The 14,640-nt window shown below is 49.4% G+C and carries 15 protein-coding genes; 11 read left to right on the top strand and 4 right to left on the bottom strand.

All coding sequences use genetic code 11. The features are described from left to right. Positions 1–103: 103 nt before the first annotated feature. Positions 104–1,072: a Bug family tripartite tricarboxylate transporter substrate binding protein gene (locus KZZ10_RS10535; RefSeq protein WP_259661475.1), complete on the top strand. Its 969-nt coding sequence runs from the start codon at positions 104–106 to the stop codon at positions 1,070–1,072. Positions 1,073–1,161: 89 nt separating this feature from the next. Here the strand turns inward: KZZ10_RS10535 and KZZ10_RS10530 are convergent, their stop codons facing one another. After that, positions 1,162–2,145, bottom strand: coding sequence for a Bug family tripartite tricarboxylate transporter substrate binding protein (locus KZZ10_RS10530; protein ID WP_259661474.1), 984 nt, complete (start codon positions 2,143–2,145; stop codon positions 1,162–1,164). 140 nt (positions 2,146–2,285) lie between these two features. Here KZZ10_RS10530 and KZZ10_RS10525 point away from each other — a divergent pair, with 140 nt between their 5' ends. After that, on the top strand, positions 2,286–2,984 hold the full coding sequence (locus tag KZZ10_RS10525; protein WP_259661473.1) for a glutathione binding-like protein: 699 nt from the start codon (positions 2,286–2,288) through the stop codon (positions 2,982–2,984). Positions 2,985–3,001: 17 nt separating this feature from the next. Here the strand turns inward: KZZ10_RS10525 and KZZ10_RS10520 are convergent, their stop codons facing one another. Then, positions 3,002–4,426 (bottom strand): TAXI family TRAP transporter solute-binding subunit, encoded by a 1,425-nt coding sequence (locus KZZ10_RS10520; protein WP_259661472.1) that lies wholly within the window; start codon positions 4,424–4,426, stop codon positions 3,002–3,004. Positions 4,427–4,592: 166 nt separating this feature from the next. On the opposite strand from KZZ10_RS10520, the gene KZZ10_RS10515 reads away from it, so the two are divergent. The 5 genes from KZZ10_RS10515 (at position 4,593) to KZZ10_RS10495 (ending at position 10,120) form a co-directional block, all read left to right on the top strand. Further along, the gene (locus KZZ10_RS10515; protein ID WP_259661471.1) at positions 4,593–6,056 is read left to right on the top strand and encodes a class II fumarate hydratase; all 1,464 of its coding nucleotides are present in this window, start codon (positions 4,593–4,595) and stop codon (positions 6,054–6,056) included. A gap of 13 nt (positions 6,057–6,069) precedes the next feature. Next, entirely contained in the window at positions 6,070–6,873 is an 804-nt protein-coding gene (locus KZZ10_RS10510; RefSeq protein ID WP_259661470.1) for an MIP/aquaporin family protein, read from the top strand. A gap of 89 nt (positions 6,874–6,962) precedes the next feature. After that, complete coding sequence (locus KZZ10_RS10505; protein WP_259661469.1) at positions 6,963–7,862, top strand: hypothetical protein; 900 nt, start codon at positions 6,963–6,965, stop codon at positions 7,860–7,862. A gap of 75 nt (positions 7,863–7,937) precedes the next feature. Continuing rightward, the gene (locus KZZ10_RS10500; RefSeq protein WP_259661468.1) at positions 7,938–9,332 is read left to right on the top strand and encodes a TAXI family TRAP transporter solute-binding subunit; all 1,395 of its coding nucleotides are present in this window, start codon (positions 7,938–7,940) and stop codon (positions 9,330–9,332) included. A 173-nt stretch (positions 9,333–9,505) separates the two neighbouring features. Next, entirely contained in the window at positions 9,506–10,120 is a 615-nt protein-coding gene (locus KZZ10_RS10495; protein ID WP_259661467.1) for a hypothetical protein, read from the top strand. 9 nt (positions 10,121–10,129) lie between these two features. Here the strand turns inward: KZZ10_RS10495 and KZZ10_RS10490 are convergent, their stop codons facing one another. After that, a complete protein-coding gene (locus tag KZZ10_RS10490; RefSeq protein WP_259661466.1) occupies positions 10,130–10,996 on the bottom strand; it encodes an amidohydrolase family protein in 867 nt (288 codons plus the stop codon). A 151-nt stretch (positions 10,997–11,147) separates the two neighbouring features. Between KZZ10_RS10490 and KZZ10_RS10485 the strand changes: the two genes are divergently transcribed. The 3 genes from KZZ10_RS10485 (at position 11,148) to KZZ10_RS10475 (ending at position 12,700) form a co-directional block, all read left to right on the top strand. Continuing rightward, positions 11,148–11,678, top strand: coding sequence for a hypothetical protein (locus KZZ10_RS10485; protein ID WP_259661465.1), 531 nt, complete (start codon positions 11,148–11,150; stop codon positions 11,676–11,678). A 349-nt stretch (positions 11,679–12,027) separates the two neighbouring features. After that, positions 12,028–12,300, top strand: a complete 273-nt coding sequence (locus KZZ10_RS10480) for a type II toxin-antitoxin system RelE/ParE family toxin (protein ID WP_259661464.1) — start codon at positions 12,028–12,030, stop codon at positions 12,298–12,300. Beyond that, positions 12,287–12,700, top strand: coding sequence for a helix-turn-helix domain-containing protein (locus KZZ10_RS10475; RefSeq protein ID WP_259661463.1), 414 nt, complete (start codon positions 12,287–12,289; stop codon positions 12,698–12,700). Before KZZ10_RS10480 ends, KZZ10_RS10475 begins: the two co-directional genes overlap by 14 nt. 5 nt (positions 12,701–12,705) lie before the next feature. Here the strand turns inward: KZZ10_RS10475 and KZZ10_RS10470 are convergent, their stop codons facing one another. Further along, on the bottom strand, positions 12,706–13,491 hold the full coding sequence (locus KZZ10_RS10470) for an alpha/beta fold hydrolase (protein ID WP_259661462.1): 786 nt from the start codon (positions 13,489–13,491) through the stop codon (positions 12,706–12,708). Positions 13,492–13,644: 153 nt separating this feature from the next. Here KZZ10_RS10470 and KZZ10_RS10465 point away from each other — a divergent pair, with 153 nt between their 5' ends. Continuing rightward, complete coding sequence (locus KZZ10_RS10465; protein ID WP_259661461.1) at positions 13,645–14,634, top strand: tripartite tricarboxylate transporter substrate binding protein; 990 nt, start codon at positions 13,645–13,647, stop codon at positions 14,632–14,634. Positions 14,635–14,640 lie beyond the last annotated feature (6 nt).

Here is a 14,640-nt window from a genome sequence, read left to right as displayed (position 1 = left end):
ATGATAAATTAGTTGGCGATTGGACTCACGCAGGTAAAGTGCCGAGCGTGGTGATGATCTATTTAGGCGGATCTTTTGAATCTTAAAGCGGATTGATAGGCAAATGAAACTGATTTTTACTTTACTGCTAGCGACTCTCTCGACTTTTTCTTCAGCAGCCTTTGCTCAAGACTACCCCAATCGGCCAATCAAGTTGATTGTCCCTTTCCCGCCTGCTGGTGGCACTGATAACGTGGCGCGTTTGTTTGTTCAGGAAGTTTCGCAACGACTTGGACAGACAGTCGTGATTGAAAATCGTGCTGGTGCCGCAGGGGTGATTGGTGCCGATCTCGCTTCGAAGGCAGAGCCTGATGGTTACACATTGCTGATGACTACCAACAGCACGCATGTGATTGGTCCACTGCTCAATCCAAAGACACCTTATTCGCCGGTGAAAAGCTTTACGCCGATCATTTATCTGGTGCATTCGCCCTCGATCATGATCGTACCCTTGAGCTCCAAAGCCACAACGGTTTCTGAGTTCATCGCACTTGCCAAAGCTAATCCCGGAAAACTGAACTACGGCTCCGCTGGGATTGGCGGGATTCCTCACTTGTCTGGTGAACGTTTTCAGGCTTTGTCTGGAACCAAGATGACGCATGTCCCTTACAAAGGTACAGCGCTAGCAGTGCCGGATTTGCTAGCCGGTCGCCTCGACGTAATATTTGATAGCTTCTCGTCTGGCTACCCTCATGTGCGGGATGGCAAGGCTCGTGCGCTAGGCGTGTCATCGGCTGAGCGCTCACCACTTGTGCCCAATTTGCCTGCCATTTCAGAGCAGTTACCTGGGTTTGTTTCGTTGACTTGGTTTGGTGTACTCGGACCAGCAGGATTGCCCGCACCGATCGTTGACAAAGTAAACGCTGCATTTAATGCGGCGCTCAATAATCCGAAGATCCGCGAGCAGCTCGCAGGAATGGGAATTGATGCCGTCGGCGGAACGCCCGCTGAGTTTGTAAAACGAATGGCAGATGACACAGCAGCGTGGTCAAAAGTTATTGCGGATGCGAAGATCACGCTTGACGAGCTGTGATGATTGTTGTCATGGCGTGGATCTGACACGACAGGACAGGCCGGTTCAGAGGCTCCCTTGCTGGGAAACCTCTGAGGTGAAGATGGCGCTTAGTCTACCCGTGCGCCAGAGTCTTTAACGATCTTTTCCCAGGTCGCGAGATCATCTTTGAGCAGGGCGGCGAACTGTTGAGGGGTGTTTTGCATCGCTTCGCAGCCTTGCTTGATTAGCTTGTCTTGAACGTCCTTATCTGCCAAGGCGGTTTTGATCGCGGCATTGAGTTTGTCAACGATCGCCGCTGGTGTGCCAGCTGGAGCCAAGATGCCATACCAAGGCGTTGAGCCGAAACCGGGAATGCTTTCGCTAATGGAGGGTGTATTGGGTAGCGCAGCAATGCGCTTTTCGTTGGTGACTGCTAAGGCTTTGATTTTTCCTGAGGCGAGTAAAGACAACGAAGAGGGCGCGCTCTGGACGGAGACGGGCACTTGACCACCGGCTACGTCTGTAGCGGCCGCCGCAGCACCTTTGTACGGTACATGTTGCATATCAATGCCGACTTTCTGCTTAAACATCTCAACGATCAAATGGTTGAGTGTGCCATTGCCTGCTGAGGCGTAGTTGATCTTGCCTGGATTTGCTTTGGCTTGTGCGATCAGCTCAGACACGTTGTTCGCAGGAAAAGCGGAGTTGACCACCAATACATAGCCAGCACTTGCAACTAGACCCACGGGAGTGAAGTCCTTGAGTGGATCAAAGCCTGTCGTCTTGTACAGCCAGGGATTGATCACTTGCGTGCTGTTGGTCGTCAACAAAAGGGTGTAGCCATCAGGCTTAGCTTTAGCCGTGGCCGCGGTGCCAATATTGCCGCCTGCACCCGGACGGTTTTCTACAACAAATTGTTGGCCAAGCACTTCGCTTAACTTGGCGGCCACAATGCGTGCAATGGTGTCGTTCGCGCCACCTGTTGCCTGAGGAACCACGACAGACACGGAGCGATTTGGGTAGTCTGACTGTGCAGAGGCTGTGCCAACAAATGTAGCGGCCAAAGCGGCACCTGCAATGAGTGCACGAGTGGTGGAAGAAATAAAGCGCATGTGTTTCTCCGGATTAGTGAGTATGGCGTGGTTATACAACAGGATTTGGTCTTAAACCATGGTTTAAGACTGCTGCATGTGGTTTTGATGACCGGTTTTATGCAAAACTCCTTTCGAACGCACAATAACGGAAAACAAAAATGATTGACCTTTATTATTGGACGACCCCCAACGGGCATAAAATTACGATGTTCTTGGAGGAGTGCGGGCTCGCCTACACAATCAAGCCGATCAATATCAGCAAGGGCGAGCAGTTTGCTGCTGATTTCTTAAAGGTTGCGCCAAACAATCGCATACCGGCAATCGTCGATCATGCTCCAGCGGGCGGCGGTGCGCCCTTGAGTATTTTTGAGTCTGGTGCGATTCTTCTGTATTTGGCGGATAAGACTAAACGATTCATTCCCCAGGATTTGCACGGCAGAAATGATTGTCTGCAATGGCTATTCTGGCAGATGGGTGGCTTGGGTCCGATGGCGGGTCAAAATCACCATTTTGTACAGTACGCACCGGAGCAGTTGCCCTACGCGATCGAGCGCTACGTCAAGGAAACCTCTCGTTTGTATGGTGTGCTGAACAAGCGATTGTCCGACGGCCGCGACTACATTTGTGGCGAATATTCGATTGCAGACATGGCGGCTTACCCGTGGATCGTTCCACACGAGCGGCAACGTCAAGATCTCAAGATTTTCCCAGCGGTGGAGGCTTGGTTTGTCCGCGTTAAAAGCCGAGCGGCCACGAAAACGGCCTATGAAATTGCTAAGTCGATTAATGTTTCACCGACGGTGGATGAGAAAGCAAAGGCGATATTGTTTGGTCAGGATGCTAAGACCGTGCGATAGCAGGATATGCATAACAATCATTGCGTCTGACCAGAAGCCTGGCGAGAGTTAAGGAGTGCCTTGCGTTCTAGTGCGACCCTTTTTACGTACTCGATCGACCGAACGACTTTGTAGTAGTGCGACACGCTGAGGCGCGGTATCCATGTGTCGACCTCATGTTGTAGTCGGATGAAGTCATGTGTGACGGCATCAAACTCTACGTTGTTTTCTGCATGCATAAACCGCGCTTGTATGTCGTACAGCATGTCTTCTGCATCGTCGGCTTTTATTTGACCAAGCGTGGAACGAAAGTTCGGAATGAGTCGGTAGAGGGGATACAAAATCGCTAAGGCACTTAAGATAAAAAACCAGATCCGATCGGCTAGGCTAGCGACCCTAAAGCCGACGTAATGCAAGACGGCCGGTGCGCCATTGGTGAAATACTGTTTTGCAATTGGCGCTAGCGGGATATTGCTGTCTTTGTAAGAGGGGAACTCATCTTGTTTGGCAAAAAACTGATCTCGCGAGTCACTTAAATCATCCATCGCCATCAAGAACAAAAGCTGCAGTGCGGGGTGCAAGTCCTTTTCAACAATAAGTGTCAAACTTGTTGAGACCATACTGATGTCAGTGGCAGGAAAAATCGGATTGCTCGTGAAAGAGCCGCGCGGCACCGAAACAACGTCGAGCTGGGGGATGTGTTTGACATACGCTGGGGCAAGGGGAAAGTTTGCAAGATGTATGTTTGGATCGGCCAGCAGCCTCTTGATGATGGGTGAGTCAATGCCATCTACGACGCTCAGGGCATTAATCTCGCCAGCCAGTAGCGCCTCAAACGATTTAAGGTAGGGCCACTCTAATAGCTTGTAAGGGGAGGTTGCGTTGGGCCTGCCAGACGCCAGGATTTTCTGAATGATCGCGTTAGAACCTGAGCCAGGTTCGCCAATCGCAATGCCCGAGGTTGTTGCAAAGTGAACGATAGGTTGTTCAACGGTGACAGCATCTCCTCGATAAAACAACCACAAAGGTTCGTATTGTGAACTGCCAAGGGAAATCGCGTTGTCATCGATTTCATTTTTTTTATAGAGCCCACCTAGTATGAGTGCACTTTTAATTGAACGTTCGCGATGCATTGCGGCGATAGGTTGCTTGCCGCCCTCGGTGTAGGTAATGTTAAGTTTGACCCCGTGTTTGGCAAAAAACGCGACCAATTTCTCGCCATAAATTCCATCGGAAGTGCCTTCGCGCCCGACTGCGATTCCGACAACTTTAGGTGGAATGGGCTCCCAGAAAAAAACGAGCAGACACACTCCCATGAGCAGGCTTATGATCGGCAGCCATTCTTGGCGAAAAAAATGCGACCAGGCATAACTTTCGTCTCGCACAACCTTAACGGTGCGCTGTGTGATCGGCTTTAGCTTTGCTAGGGAGTCGGCAGCGGGCTTTTTCTTTTTTAACGGCATGGGGTGGCGGATTTGCTGTTTATTTGCGATTTTCCATTCTAATAGCTAAGATTTATTTTGCACCAAAAGTAAGCACAACTTTTCAAGCTATTTTTTATTTAGCTTTCAAGGTAGCATCCTAATGAGTAAAGAATTTCCCCTTCAGCGAAGTAACTCTTGAGGCCTCATGGCGACGCAATCCACCCCAAAAATTCTCAATCTACCGATCGGCCTGTCAGCGACGGGAATGCGTCAAGAATTCGACAGCATCGGCAAAGTTGATGTGCCAGCCAACCACTATTGGGGAGCGCAAACGCAGCGCAGCCTGATCCACTTCAATATCGGTCATGACAAGATGCCCAAAGAGGTCTATCACGCCTACGGCTTCGTTAAAAAAGCAGCGGCCATCGTGAATACGAAAGCGGGCCGTCTGCCGCCTTGGAAAGGTCAGTTGATTCAGCAAGTGGCAGATGAAGCGATTAGCGGTAAGTTGGACAGCGAGTTCCCCCTCTACGTTTGGCAGACGGGTTCGGGTACGCAATCAAACATGAACGTAAACGAGGTGATTTCCAATCGTTGTATTCAGTTAGTCGGCGGCACGCTGGGTGCGCAAGAGCCCATTCACCCGAATGACCATGTGAACATGGGTCAGTCGAGTAACGACACGTTCCCGACTGCGATGCACATCGCTGCCTACAAAATGGCAACAGAAAAAACGATTCCTGCCCTTAAGCGTTTGCGTGATGCCTTGGATGCCAAGTCGAAACAGTGGGCGAACATCGTCAAGATCGGTCGTACGCATTTGGAAGATGCAACTCCGCTGACAGTCGGACAGGAATGGTCTGGTTATGTGGGTGCGTTGGATGATTCGATTGCAAACGTTGAGTACGTCACTGAGGGGTTACTGCAGGTCGCGATGGGCGGCACTGCGGTGGGTACAGGTTTGAACTCACCCGTTGGTTTCGGTGACGCGGTCGCTGCGGAGTTGTCTCAGCTGACAGGTTTTGCCATTAAGACTGCCACGAACAAATTCACTGCGCAAGGCACGCTTGATCGTATGGTGCGTGCGCACGCTGGGCTTAAGGGTGCGGCCGTATCGTTGTACAAAATTGCCAATGACATGCGTTGGCTCGGCTCGGGTCCACGCACAGGTTTGATGGAAATGACATTCCCATCTAATGAGCCTGGTTCTTCGATCATGCCAGGCAAGGTCAATCCCACACAGGCCGAGGCGATGTTGATGGTCTGTATTGAAATCATGGGCTCGGATGTTGCCGTACAAATGGGTGGTTCCGAAGGTAACTTCGAACTGAACGCTTTCCGTCCAATCATCATCAATAACTACTTGCACTCAGCGTTGATCATGGCTGATATGTGTGATCACTTCCGTGAGTTTATGGTCGAAGGTGCGGTCGTGAATGAAGCGCAGCTCAAATCAAATATTGACCGTTCGGTCATGATGGTGACGGCGCTGTCGCCTGTGATTGGTTACGACAAAGCATCGGTTATTTCACACTACGCGATTGACCACAACTTGACGCTAAAACAAGCTGCGCTTGCCAATGGTGTTGATGAGGCCTTGTTCGACCGTGTTGTCGTTCCAATTAATATGACTAAACCTGGTTCGGCAGACGTGCCTGCAAAGTCATAATTGGAGTGGAAAGATGAATGCAAATAAGCAAGAAAATCTTACGGGTCAGCAAGCACTGCGGCAGCAGGTTGGTGAACGGTTCTCTGCAGACTGGGAGAGCAATGACCACCGTGCCAGACGATTGGTCTCGGAATTTATCGGCACCTCTGGTTTGACGTTTGTGCTGTCAGGTGGCGCAGCGATTCTTGCTGGGTATGGTGGTGGATCGCTCGCACCTTACCAATTTGCATTCATTTTGTCGACGGTGGCTGCGCTATGGTTGGTGGCTGCCGTATTTTTTCTGGGCGATATCTCGTCGCACTTCAATCCCGCTATGACGCTTGGTTTTTGTTTGCGTGGCGATATCAGTGTCCCGATGGCAGTGGCTTACATTGCGGTACAAATGGTTGCTGCTGCTGCTGGGTCCTGCATGGCTGCGTACCTGTTCGGTACAGGTGGAAACTTGGCAGCAACTTCGCCGCAGCCTGGTATGTTGCTTCAGGCTGTCATTTTTGAAGCAATCCTAACGTTTGGCATGGTGTTGTTAGTACTTGGGATGACAAACGGCCCGAAACTGGACGGAAGCTCGGTGCCGTTAGCAGTCGGTGCGTATGTGATGGCCTGGGGAACCATGGGCGGTCCCTTCGATGGGGCTGCGTTCAATCCTGCCCGTGCGTTTGGTCCCGACTTCGCTCGCGGCGATCTTTCAACGTATTGGGTCTACCCCTGCGGGTCTCTGATTGGTGTCTTGGTTGCAGTAGCCGTCGCGCGCTTTTTACGCGGCCCTGCCAAAGCTTCTGAGGCAAACGCCGCGATGGGTAATCCACTACAGCGGTAATATGCTTAGAGAAAGCCTTGCTAAGACAGCTTTTGCGATGTCGTTTCTTTCGTATGCTGTATAACAAGGTTTTTTAGAGAAGCGCTCACATGAAGTCTGTTGTTGAGGTGATTAGCCGTAATATCAAGCAGACACGTACTTTGCATAGCAATAAAATTTACGTGATTGAGGGCGAGGTTCGTGTTGAGAAAGGCGTTAGGCTAACCGTTCAAGACAATACGACCATATTGCTCGTTAATGGTGAGTTTCCGAAAAGTTGTGTGCGTCGCTCGACGTTGATTTTTGATCAAGGCTCGATCCTCGTTGCAGATCGCCTTTATGTACGAGCTTGCACACAAACCTATAAACCAGTGAAGTTGGCTAACAACGGTGGCGTGTGGTTTCTGGGTAACTACAGTCATGCAAGCAAAGACGGTGTTTCAGTCAAAACGAACCGAAGAAACCCGTTGTCTAGTTTCACTGCGAAACTGATTGCGACCTACTACTTAGGTCGACCAGATGATCCAACTCCTTCGAAACGCACTAAGCGGGCTCAGCGAACTGATGACGTTGATGGGTTCTCAGTGTTGGGGGTAGGGAAAGCTGAGTGGAATATCTCTGAGGTCAGGTCTTTTCATTCTGCTGATGACGCATTCGATGTAACGAACTCCCACATCAGTTTAAAACGTCTTCAGATTACGCTGCCTGTCGAGGACGGGATGAATATAAGCAGCAGTCGGGTCGAGATTCATCATAGTCTCAGGATGCATCTGCGTAAGACAAAAGCGAAGGACAGGGATTTGTTTGATCTTGAAACGGACGACGGTGCATCATTTGTTGAGCTGTATTCTGGCTGTTGGGTGACTTTGGAGGGTGTGTTTGGCGATCAAGCTGTCTTGAGTTCCACTCAGATGCCGAAGGCGATCACGCGTGATGATAATGAGCGTTTGTATTCGTTCAAAGGAAAGTTGAGGTCCGCGGCGCTTATCTATTCAATCGATCGCGATTAAAGCGTTCTTGCAGCAACGTTTGCACAACAATCCTGAGTTTTTCAATTGAAGTTTCAGCATAAAAGAAGATGAGCCATGGCGATTAAAAAGCGACCAGAAACGGATACCGTATGGCCAGATTTTTTTGATTACTTCCGAAGAGACTTTTGGCGTGAGCTGCTTGGTTGGCGGTATGTGATCCGCTACTACGGAATGCTCACGCCACTCGTATTAATTGCTTTAGTCGTGCTGTTTTTTTATGTTGATCCGATGCCGCCTAAGAAGGCATACATTGCCACCGGACAACCAGGATCCTCGTACCATGTACTGTCGCAAAAGTTCGCCGATTTCTTTGCAAAAAATGGCTTTGAACTTGTGATGGTACCCACGCCTGGGCTGGATCAGGGCTTTTTAAAACTGACTGATGAAAAATCCCCGGTTAATGCATCGTTCTTGACTGCGGGTAGTGCAAAGGAAGTCGACTATCCGGATTTAGTCTCGTTGGGTAGTTTGCAGTATTCGCCTGTATGGTTGATTTATCGAGGATCTGAGCTCTCAGGCCCAGATGCAATTGAGCGACTGAGGAAAATGCGAATCGCAGTGGGTATGCGAGATACCAACACAAATAAGATCTGGCGCGCAATGCTAGGGCTACATGGTATTCAAGATACAAATCAGCCGAATTTCATTGAAATTCCGCACCAGCAAGCAGCGAGTGATTTTGCAGAGAAGAAGCTAGAGGCCGTGTTCGTAGTAGATGACATCAACTCTCCAACAGTCCAGTCGATATTAACGCTTCCGGATGTGAAGATTTTTAACTTTAGTTTGATCGATGCCTATATAAAGAAGCTACCCTTTCTTGAAAAGGTACAGCTCCCTCGCGGTGCAGTCAGTATTAAAGATGTTTTCCCTCCTGCCGATACAGAGTTGCTCGCAACGAGCATTACCTTACTGGTTGAAAAACAGATGCACCCTGTACATCAATGGCTATTTTTGATGGCAGCGAAGGCAATCAGCAATGAGCAACAAGCATTCTTTGCGAAGCCTGGTTTCTTCCCCGCCTATCTCGATCGCAGTATCCCTTTGAGTCCGATCGCGAGTCAGTATTATGAAAGTGGGATTCCCACGGTCTTTAACTATTTCCCTCTTTGGATTGCTACTCTGTTCAACCGTGTTTGGGTTATTGCCTTAGCGTTGTTTGCGTTGATATATCCGTTGCTTAAGGCTGTGCTGAACTGGCGCAATTTCCCTTCAGACAAGCTGCTAGGAGACTACTTTCAAGATCTGCGGGATATTGAAGGGGATCTGTTGGTGGCGCGTACGCGTGAAGAAATCGAACATTACCTAAATGAGCTGGATGACCTCGAGGCAGCAATCCTAAAGAATTGGTACGAGGAGGGGGATTTGCGTGCGTTCTACACATTGCGCATGACTGCAATGCGACATGTACGCGCCAACGGTCGAGCAAAATTGGCTGCTCTGCCTCAATGACTTAGGTTGGTGACGAGCGCGCCAATTTGCAGTGCCCAGCCTTATAAGGCATCGCTAGACGAGCGAAATTGTAAAAGAGTGCAACAGTTGCGCGGAAGCTATTTATTTCTTTATTGAAATGATTCAGACTGCTCGCTGTAGGTGATGTTGCCTACAGCTTTCAGGGGTAGTCAGTGAGTACATTCAACTCTCTCTTATATGCGACAAGACTGGTCGACGCGGGTGTGCCGCGTGACCAGGCGGAAGTCCACGCGCTTGTTCTGCAAAGCGTCCATGATGAAGAACATAAACAGTATGCGACCAAGGCAGATTTTTTAGAACTGCGTCAAGAGGTGAAACAGCAGATTCTTCATCTTGAAGTAAAGACCGACCGCATCGAGGCCAAGACCGATCAATTAGAAATCAAGACAGATCGCATCGAGGCCAAAATGAATCAGATTGAGGCCAAGACCGATCAGCTCGAACTTAAGACTGATCGAATCGAAGCAAAAATGAATCTGATCGAAGCTAAGACGAATCTGATCGAAGCTAAGACGAATCAAATCGAAGCTAAGACGAATCAAATCGAAGCTAAGATCAATGAGGTAGAGGTGAAGTTGTCTGCTGAAATCTCTGGCTTAACTAAAACGGTTAATGAGTGCAAAGATGAGTTCTTGAGATTTCGCTCTGATGTGTCCGTCTTACGCACATCGCACAAGTATATTGTTTGGATCAGCGGGGGCGTGGCAACCATGTGCTTGAGCGTGATTGCGCTTTGCATCCCGATTTATTTGCACACATTAAAGTAAATTTCTGTTTTAAAACCCGTAACGCTTGGTTGCATTGTCCACCAGAATTTTCTTCGCCGCGTCTGGTGGGCACCATCGATAAAGACTATCAAGCAATTGCCCAGCATCGGGCATGGGCTTCCCCTCAAGATAAATGTGCGGCCAGTCGGTGCCCCACAGGCAACGGTCTGGCGCAACGTTGATGATTTTTTGTGCAAAGGCGTCAACATCCCCGTGAGGGTAGGGCACTTTAGAAATGCGATAGCCGACTAGTTTCATCCAACAGTTCTCACTTTCCATAAGTTTGAGTGCGCAAGCGACTTGTGGATCGTTGAGTCCTCGCTCAATCGGTACCTGCGCCATGTGATCCAGCACGACATCAACGGGAAGTGCGCGAACCATGTCTGCAATCTGAAGCAGCCTATCCGCTTTGATCCAAAGCTGAATATGCCACCCTAGCGGCGCAATCATCTCTGCAATATTCGGTAGCCACTCTAGTGGGGTCACGCCTGTGATTGCGTTGAAGCGAATGCCTCGCACGCCACGCGTATGCATGTCAGCTAATTGTTCAGGCGTGATGCTTGCATCCACAACCGCGATTCCCCGGGCGCGGTGTTGTCCGAACTCGGCAATTGAATCAAGCAAACAGCTGTTATCCGTTCCGTAAATGCTAGCCTGCACAATCACCATGCGCTCAATGCCGACTGTGCTGGCCATTTTTAGATAGGCTGGCACATCAGATAAGCATGGGTTGTAGAGCCGCTTTGGGCTCAATGGGTAGCGGTCGGTCGGCCCAAAGATATGAAAGTGCGTATCGGTAGTTCCAGCGGGAGCCAGGTTAGCCGGCTTGGAGATTGGCCCGGGCGCTTCGGATTCAACAATGCCGTGTGTTTGCATGAAATATGTATCGCTTTTTGAAGGATATTGCGTACGTATGACTATATTGTAAAAGAGTGCAACAGTTGCTCGGAAGCTATTTATTTCTTTATTGAAATGCTTCAGACTGCTCGCTGTAGGTGATGTTGCCTGCAGTTTTTAGGAGCAGTCAGTGAGTACATTCAATTCTCTTTCCTATGCGACTAGACTGGTTGACGCGGGCGTGCCGCGTGATCAGGCAGAGGCGCACGCGTTTGTGTTGCAAAGCGTATACGAGGAGGAACATAAACAGTACGCGACCAAGGCAGACTTTTTAGAATTGCGTCAAGAGGTCAAGCAGCAGATTCTTCATCTTGAAGCAAAGACCGATCGTATCGCGGCAAAGACCGATCAATTGGAAATCAAGACGGATCGTATTGAGGCCAAAATGAATCAGATTGAGGCGAAGACCGATCAATTAGAAATCAAGACTGACCGTATCGAAGCCAAGATCACAGAGGTCGAGGTGAAGTTGTCTGCTGAAATCTCTGGTTTGGCCAAGACGGTTAACGAATGCAAAGAGGAGTTCTTGAGCTTTCGAGCGGATGTGTCCGTCTTACGTACGTCCCATAAGTATATTGTTTGGATCAGCGGCGGCGTAGCAACCATGTGCCTGAGCGTGATTGCGCTTTGTATCCCGATTTATTTACATACATTAAAGTAAATATTCGTTGAGTACGCGTAACGCGCTGCCCCGCCATCACCCACCGGACTAGTTTGATGACACTCGGCGTCGCAGGTGCAGACAGTCTAGTGGCGGCGGGTGGGGCGGTTTTAGCGCCTGGACAAAGTCAGCTACCTATTCACGTAACTTTTCTTATCCTATCCTTTCAATCTTTAGTTAATTTATTTAACTTATAGGTTAATATTTTGAAAGTGCGGATTTTTGCTGCCACTGCCCAGCATCAGGTCGTGACGTTTGTTGAAAATGAGCGCTCACCTACTGAGGATTTTCTGTTTTTTGGTGAAAAAGTACGCTTGCAAGCCGTGAAGGACTGGTCGTTTTTTTACAAATGGCTGCTGAACTAGGGCTAAGTAAATTGCCCGCTGCCTGGTTTCATGAAGTGGATAAGCGAAATAAAATTTTTGAGTTTGTCAAAGGAGACCTTAGGCTTTTCTTTTTTAGAGGGCAGGGAAAACAGCTTGTTGTCTGCACGACCGGTATAAGAAAGAAGACACAAAAAGTAGATCGATTATCAATTCAAAAAGCCATCAATATTCGCAATAGATACGAGCAGGCAGTTAGGCGCAATACTTTAGAGGTGGATACAAATGGAACGCGGTAATACTGTCGAGAGCTTTATCCGTAAAGCACAAAGTTCGGATAGTTATGTTGCAGAGAAGCTCAAAATTGAATTCTCCCTGGCTCTTGAGTCGCGTAGAAGAGAGGTTGGGCTTAGTTATGCAGACCTCGCTCGCCTGATTGGCTCAAGCCCAGCCTACATTACTAAAATTTTTCGGGGTGACACGAATATGACGATTGAAACGATGGTGAAGTTAGCTCGAGCAACAGGTGGCTCTTTAGATTTAAAAATTGTTGATGTCCCCCTCAAAACCGTAGTTAGAAAAGCCAAGGTGTCGTCGCGCTCAATAGCGCGTGCTCCAGCCAAGAAAAAATCTCCAATCACGGTCGTCCATAAACGCGCTGCGCCGTATTCACCAAGCCGCTTAAGACGTGCTGCATAACGCACTCAGCGCAAAACTTCTTTTATCCACTCCACCACCTGGTCTGAAGCCACCTCAGGGGCGGTGGCGTGGGTGGCGTTGACCACCAGATACTTGTTGCCAGGCAGCTTGGGGACTTTGTCGAAGGCATACCCTTTGCCTTCGCGGTAAAGAATATCGTGTGTTCCGATCACCCATAAGAACGGAGTAGGGCGTTTGAACTCTGCTGCGGTGCGAGCCATATTGCCTAAGCCGTCCGGTTCGAAATAGCTCAGCAATACATCCGCCCTTATTTGAAAATCCTTGCGTTGGCCTTGGTTAAAGTCAGTCATGTTGATTGTTTTGTCGGTACTGCCAGAGGCCACAGCCTGTCTTGCATCGCTTATGGCCTGCTGGGTAATGCCAGAGGTATACATATATTGCGGTGCATGCCCTGGCGATAGGGCGATGATGCCGTCTGCATCACCAATATAGGCTTGGTAGGCCATGGCAGCGTTTGCGCCAAAGCTTTGCCCTGCAATGAGTACCTTTTTATAACCGCCGTCCCTATACCGTTTGACCGCCTGCTCTATGTCGCGCAAGGCGTTTTCATAGGTTTGGTCGTAATTGCGGAAACGCGACCATGGCATATCTCTAAGCTCAACTTTGCACGTTGGTTCGATTTTGTCAGCGAGCACCTTAAGGTAGGGGGACTTGGGTCCGCCCCATTTGCCATGCATCAGAATTACCACGCAATCTTGGGCTGCTTGGCTAGGGGCGCTCGCGATGCCAAGGCCTAGAAGAAGGGATATTTGAAGGAGGACGTGTTTCATCGGGATGGGTTAGTTGGTGGGATGGTAGACCTAAAGCATATCTCTTTATGGTGAGTCCGGAAAAGGAATAAACTCAAGCGAAAGTGAAATTGTTGCCAGATTGGCGGCTTCCAAGAAAACATAAATTTGTGCGGTGCTTTTGGGGAGACAGCAATGCGACGATCGATACAAACCCTTTGTGTTTGGTTGATTTCGGGTGTGATGGGTTGCGTCGGGCTGCTTGCGCAACCGGCTTTTGCGCAAGAGCCTACGCTACCTAAAGTGATCAAACTGATCGTGCCTTTCGCACCGGGTGGTAGTAACGACGTCTATGCCCGTGCCTTGGCGCAAAAGCTGTCGACCAAACTTGGCGTGACGATGGTGGTCGAGAATAAGCCAGGTGCAGGCGGCAGTATTGGCTCAGATATGGTTGCCAAGTCGGAGCCAGACGGTTCAACACTGTTATTGATATCGACCTCGATCGCAACAAACGCGGCCGTTAGGCCTAACTTGCCGTTTGATCCCGTTACATCGTTCAAGCCCGTCGCACTGGTTGCAAAAGGTGCGATGGTCTTGATCGTGGGTAACAAAACACCCTATATGACCTTGCAGCAATTACTCGATGCGACCAAAGATAAAAATAATAAGGTGAACTACAGCTCTGCTGGCATTGGCTCCATTGGCCAACTTAGTGTCGAATACTTAAAGGCGATCTCCGGAACACAAGCCTTACATGTTCCCTATCAAGGCATCGCTGCATCGCTCGTCAATATGATCGGCGGCAATATTGATTACATGATCACGACCCTAGCCTCTGTAGGGGGCCAGATCAAATCCGGACAGGTCAGGGCCATTGCTGTCACGTCGTTAGAGAAATCAAAATTCTTACCCGATGTACCTCCTGCTGCGCAGTTAATGCCAGGGTATGAAGTCGATGTCTGGTGGGTCGTGTTCGCGCCCGCCAAAACACCTACGGTGATCGTCAATCGTTTGAATCAAGCGATTCGCGACGTGAGCCAAGACGCAGATATGCAGGAGTTGTTTGCCAAGGAGGGCGCCGAGCCCATGCCCTATAGCCCAGAGCAGACAGCGGCCTATGTAAAAACTGAAGTTGAAAAATGGCGCAAAGTGGCACGTGACGCCAATATTCAAGCAAATAACTAATTTTGT

Origin of the sequence: Zwartia hollandica, from assembly GCF_019923725.1 — a bacterium.
Lineage (GTDB): Bacteria > Pseudomonadota > Gammaproteobacteria > Burkholderiales > Burkholderiaceae_B > Zwartia > Zwartia hollandica.
This window is presented reverse-complemented; position numbering and strand designations above follow the sequence as displayed.

Coding starts and splice junctions, on each gene's coding strand:
- KZZ10_RS10490 (WP_259661466.1), bottom strand. CDS start 10,996: ATGCAAACACACGGCATTGTTGAATCCGAAGCGCCCGGGCCAATCTCC.
- KZZ10_RS10465 (WP_259661461.1), top strand. CDS start 13,645: ATGCGACGATCGATACAAACCCTTTGTGTTTGGTTGATTTCGGGTGTG.
- KZZ10_RS10520 (WP_259661472.1), bottom strand. CDS start 4,426: ATGCCGTTAAAAAAGAAAAAGCCCGCTGCCGACTCCCTAGCAAAGCTA.
- KZZ10_RS10525 (WP_259661473.1), top strand. CDS start 2,286: ATGATTGACCTTTATTATTGGACGACCCCCAACGGGCATAAAATTACG.
- KZZ10_RS10470 (WP_259661462.1), bottom strand. CDS start 13,491: ATGAAACACGTCCTCCTTCAAATATCCCTTCTTCTAGGCCTTGGCATC.
- KZZ10_RS10475 (WP_259661463.1), top strand. CDS start 12,287: ATGGAACGCGGTAATACTGTCGAGAGCTTTATCCGTAAAGCACAAAGT.
- KZZ10_RS10530 (WP_259661474.1), bottom strand. CDS start 2,145: ATGCGCTTTATTTCTTCCACCACTCGTGCACTCATTGCAGGTGCCGCT.
- KZZ10_RS10510 (WP_259661470.1), top strand. CDS start 6,070: ATGAATGCAAATAAGCAAGAAAATCTTACGGGTCAGCAAGCACTGCGG.
- KZZ10_RS10515 (WP_259661471.1), top strand. CDS start 4,593: ATGGCGACGCAATCCACCCCAAAAATTCTCAATCTACCGATCGGCCTG.
- KZZ10_RS10500 (WP_259661468.1), top strand. CDS start 7,938: ATGGCGATTAAAAAGCGACCAGAAACGGATACCGTATGGCCAGATTTT.
- KZZ10_RS10535 (WP_259661475.1), top strand. CDS start 104: ATGAAACTGATTTTTACTTTACTGCTAGCGACTCTCTCGACTTTTTCT.
- KZZ10_RS10480 (WP_259661464.1), top strand. CDS start 12,028: ATGGCTGCTGAACTAGGGCTAAGTAAATTGCCCGCTGCCTGGTTTCAT.
- KZZ10_RS10505 (WP_259661469.1), top strand. CDS start 6,963: ATGAAGTCTGTTGTTGAGGTGATTAGCCGTAATATCAAGCAGACACGT.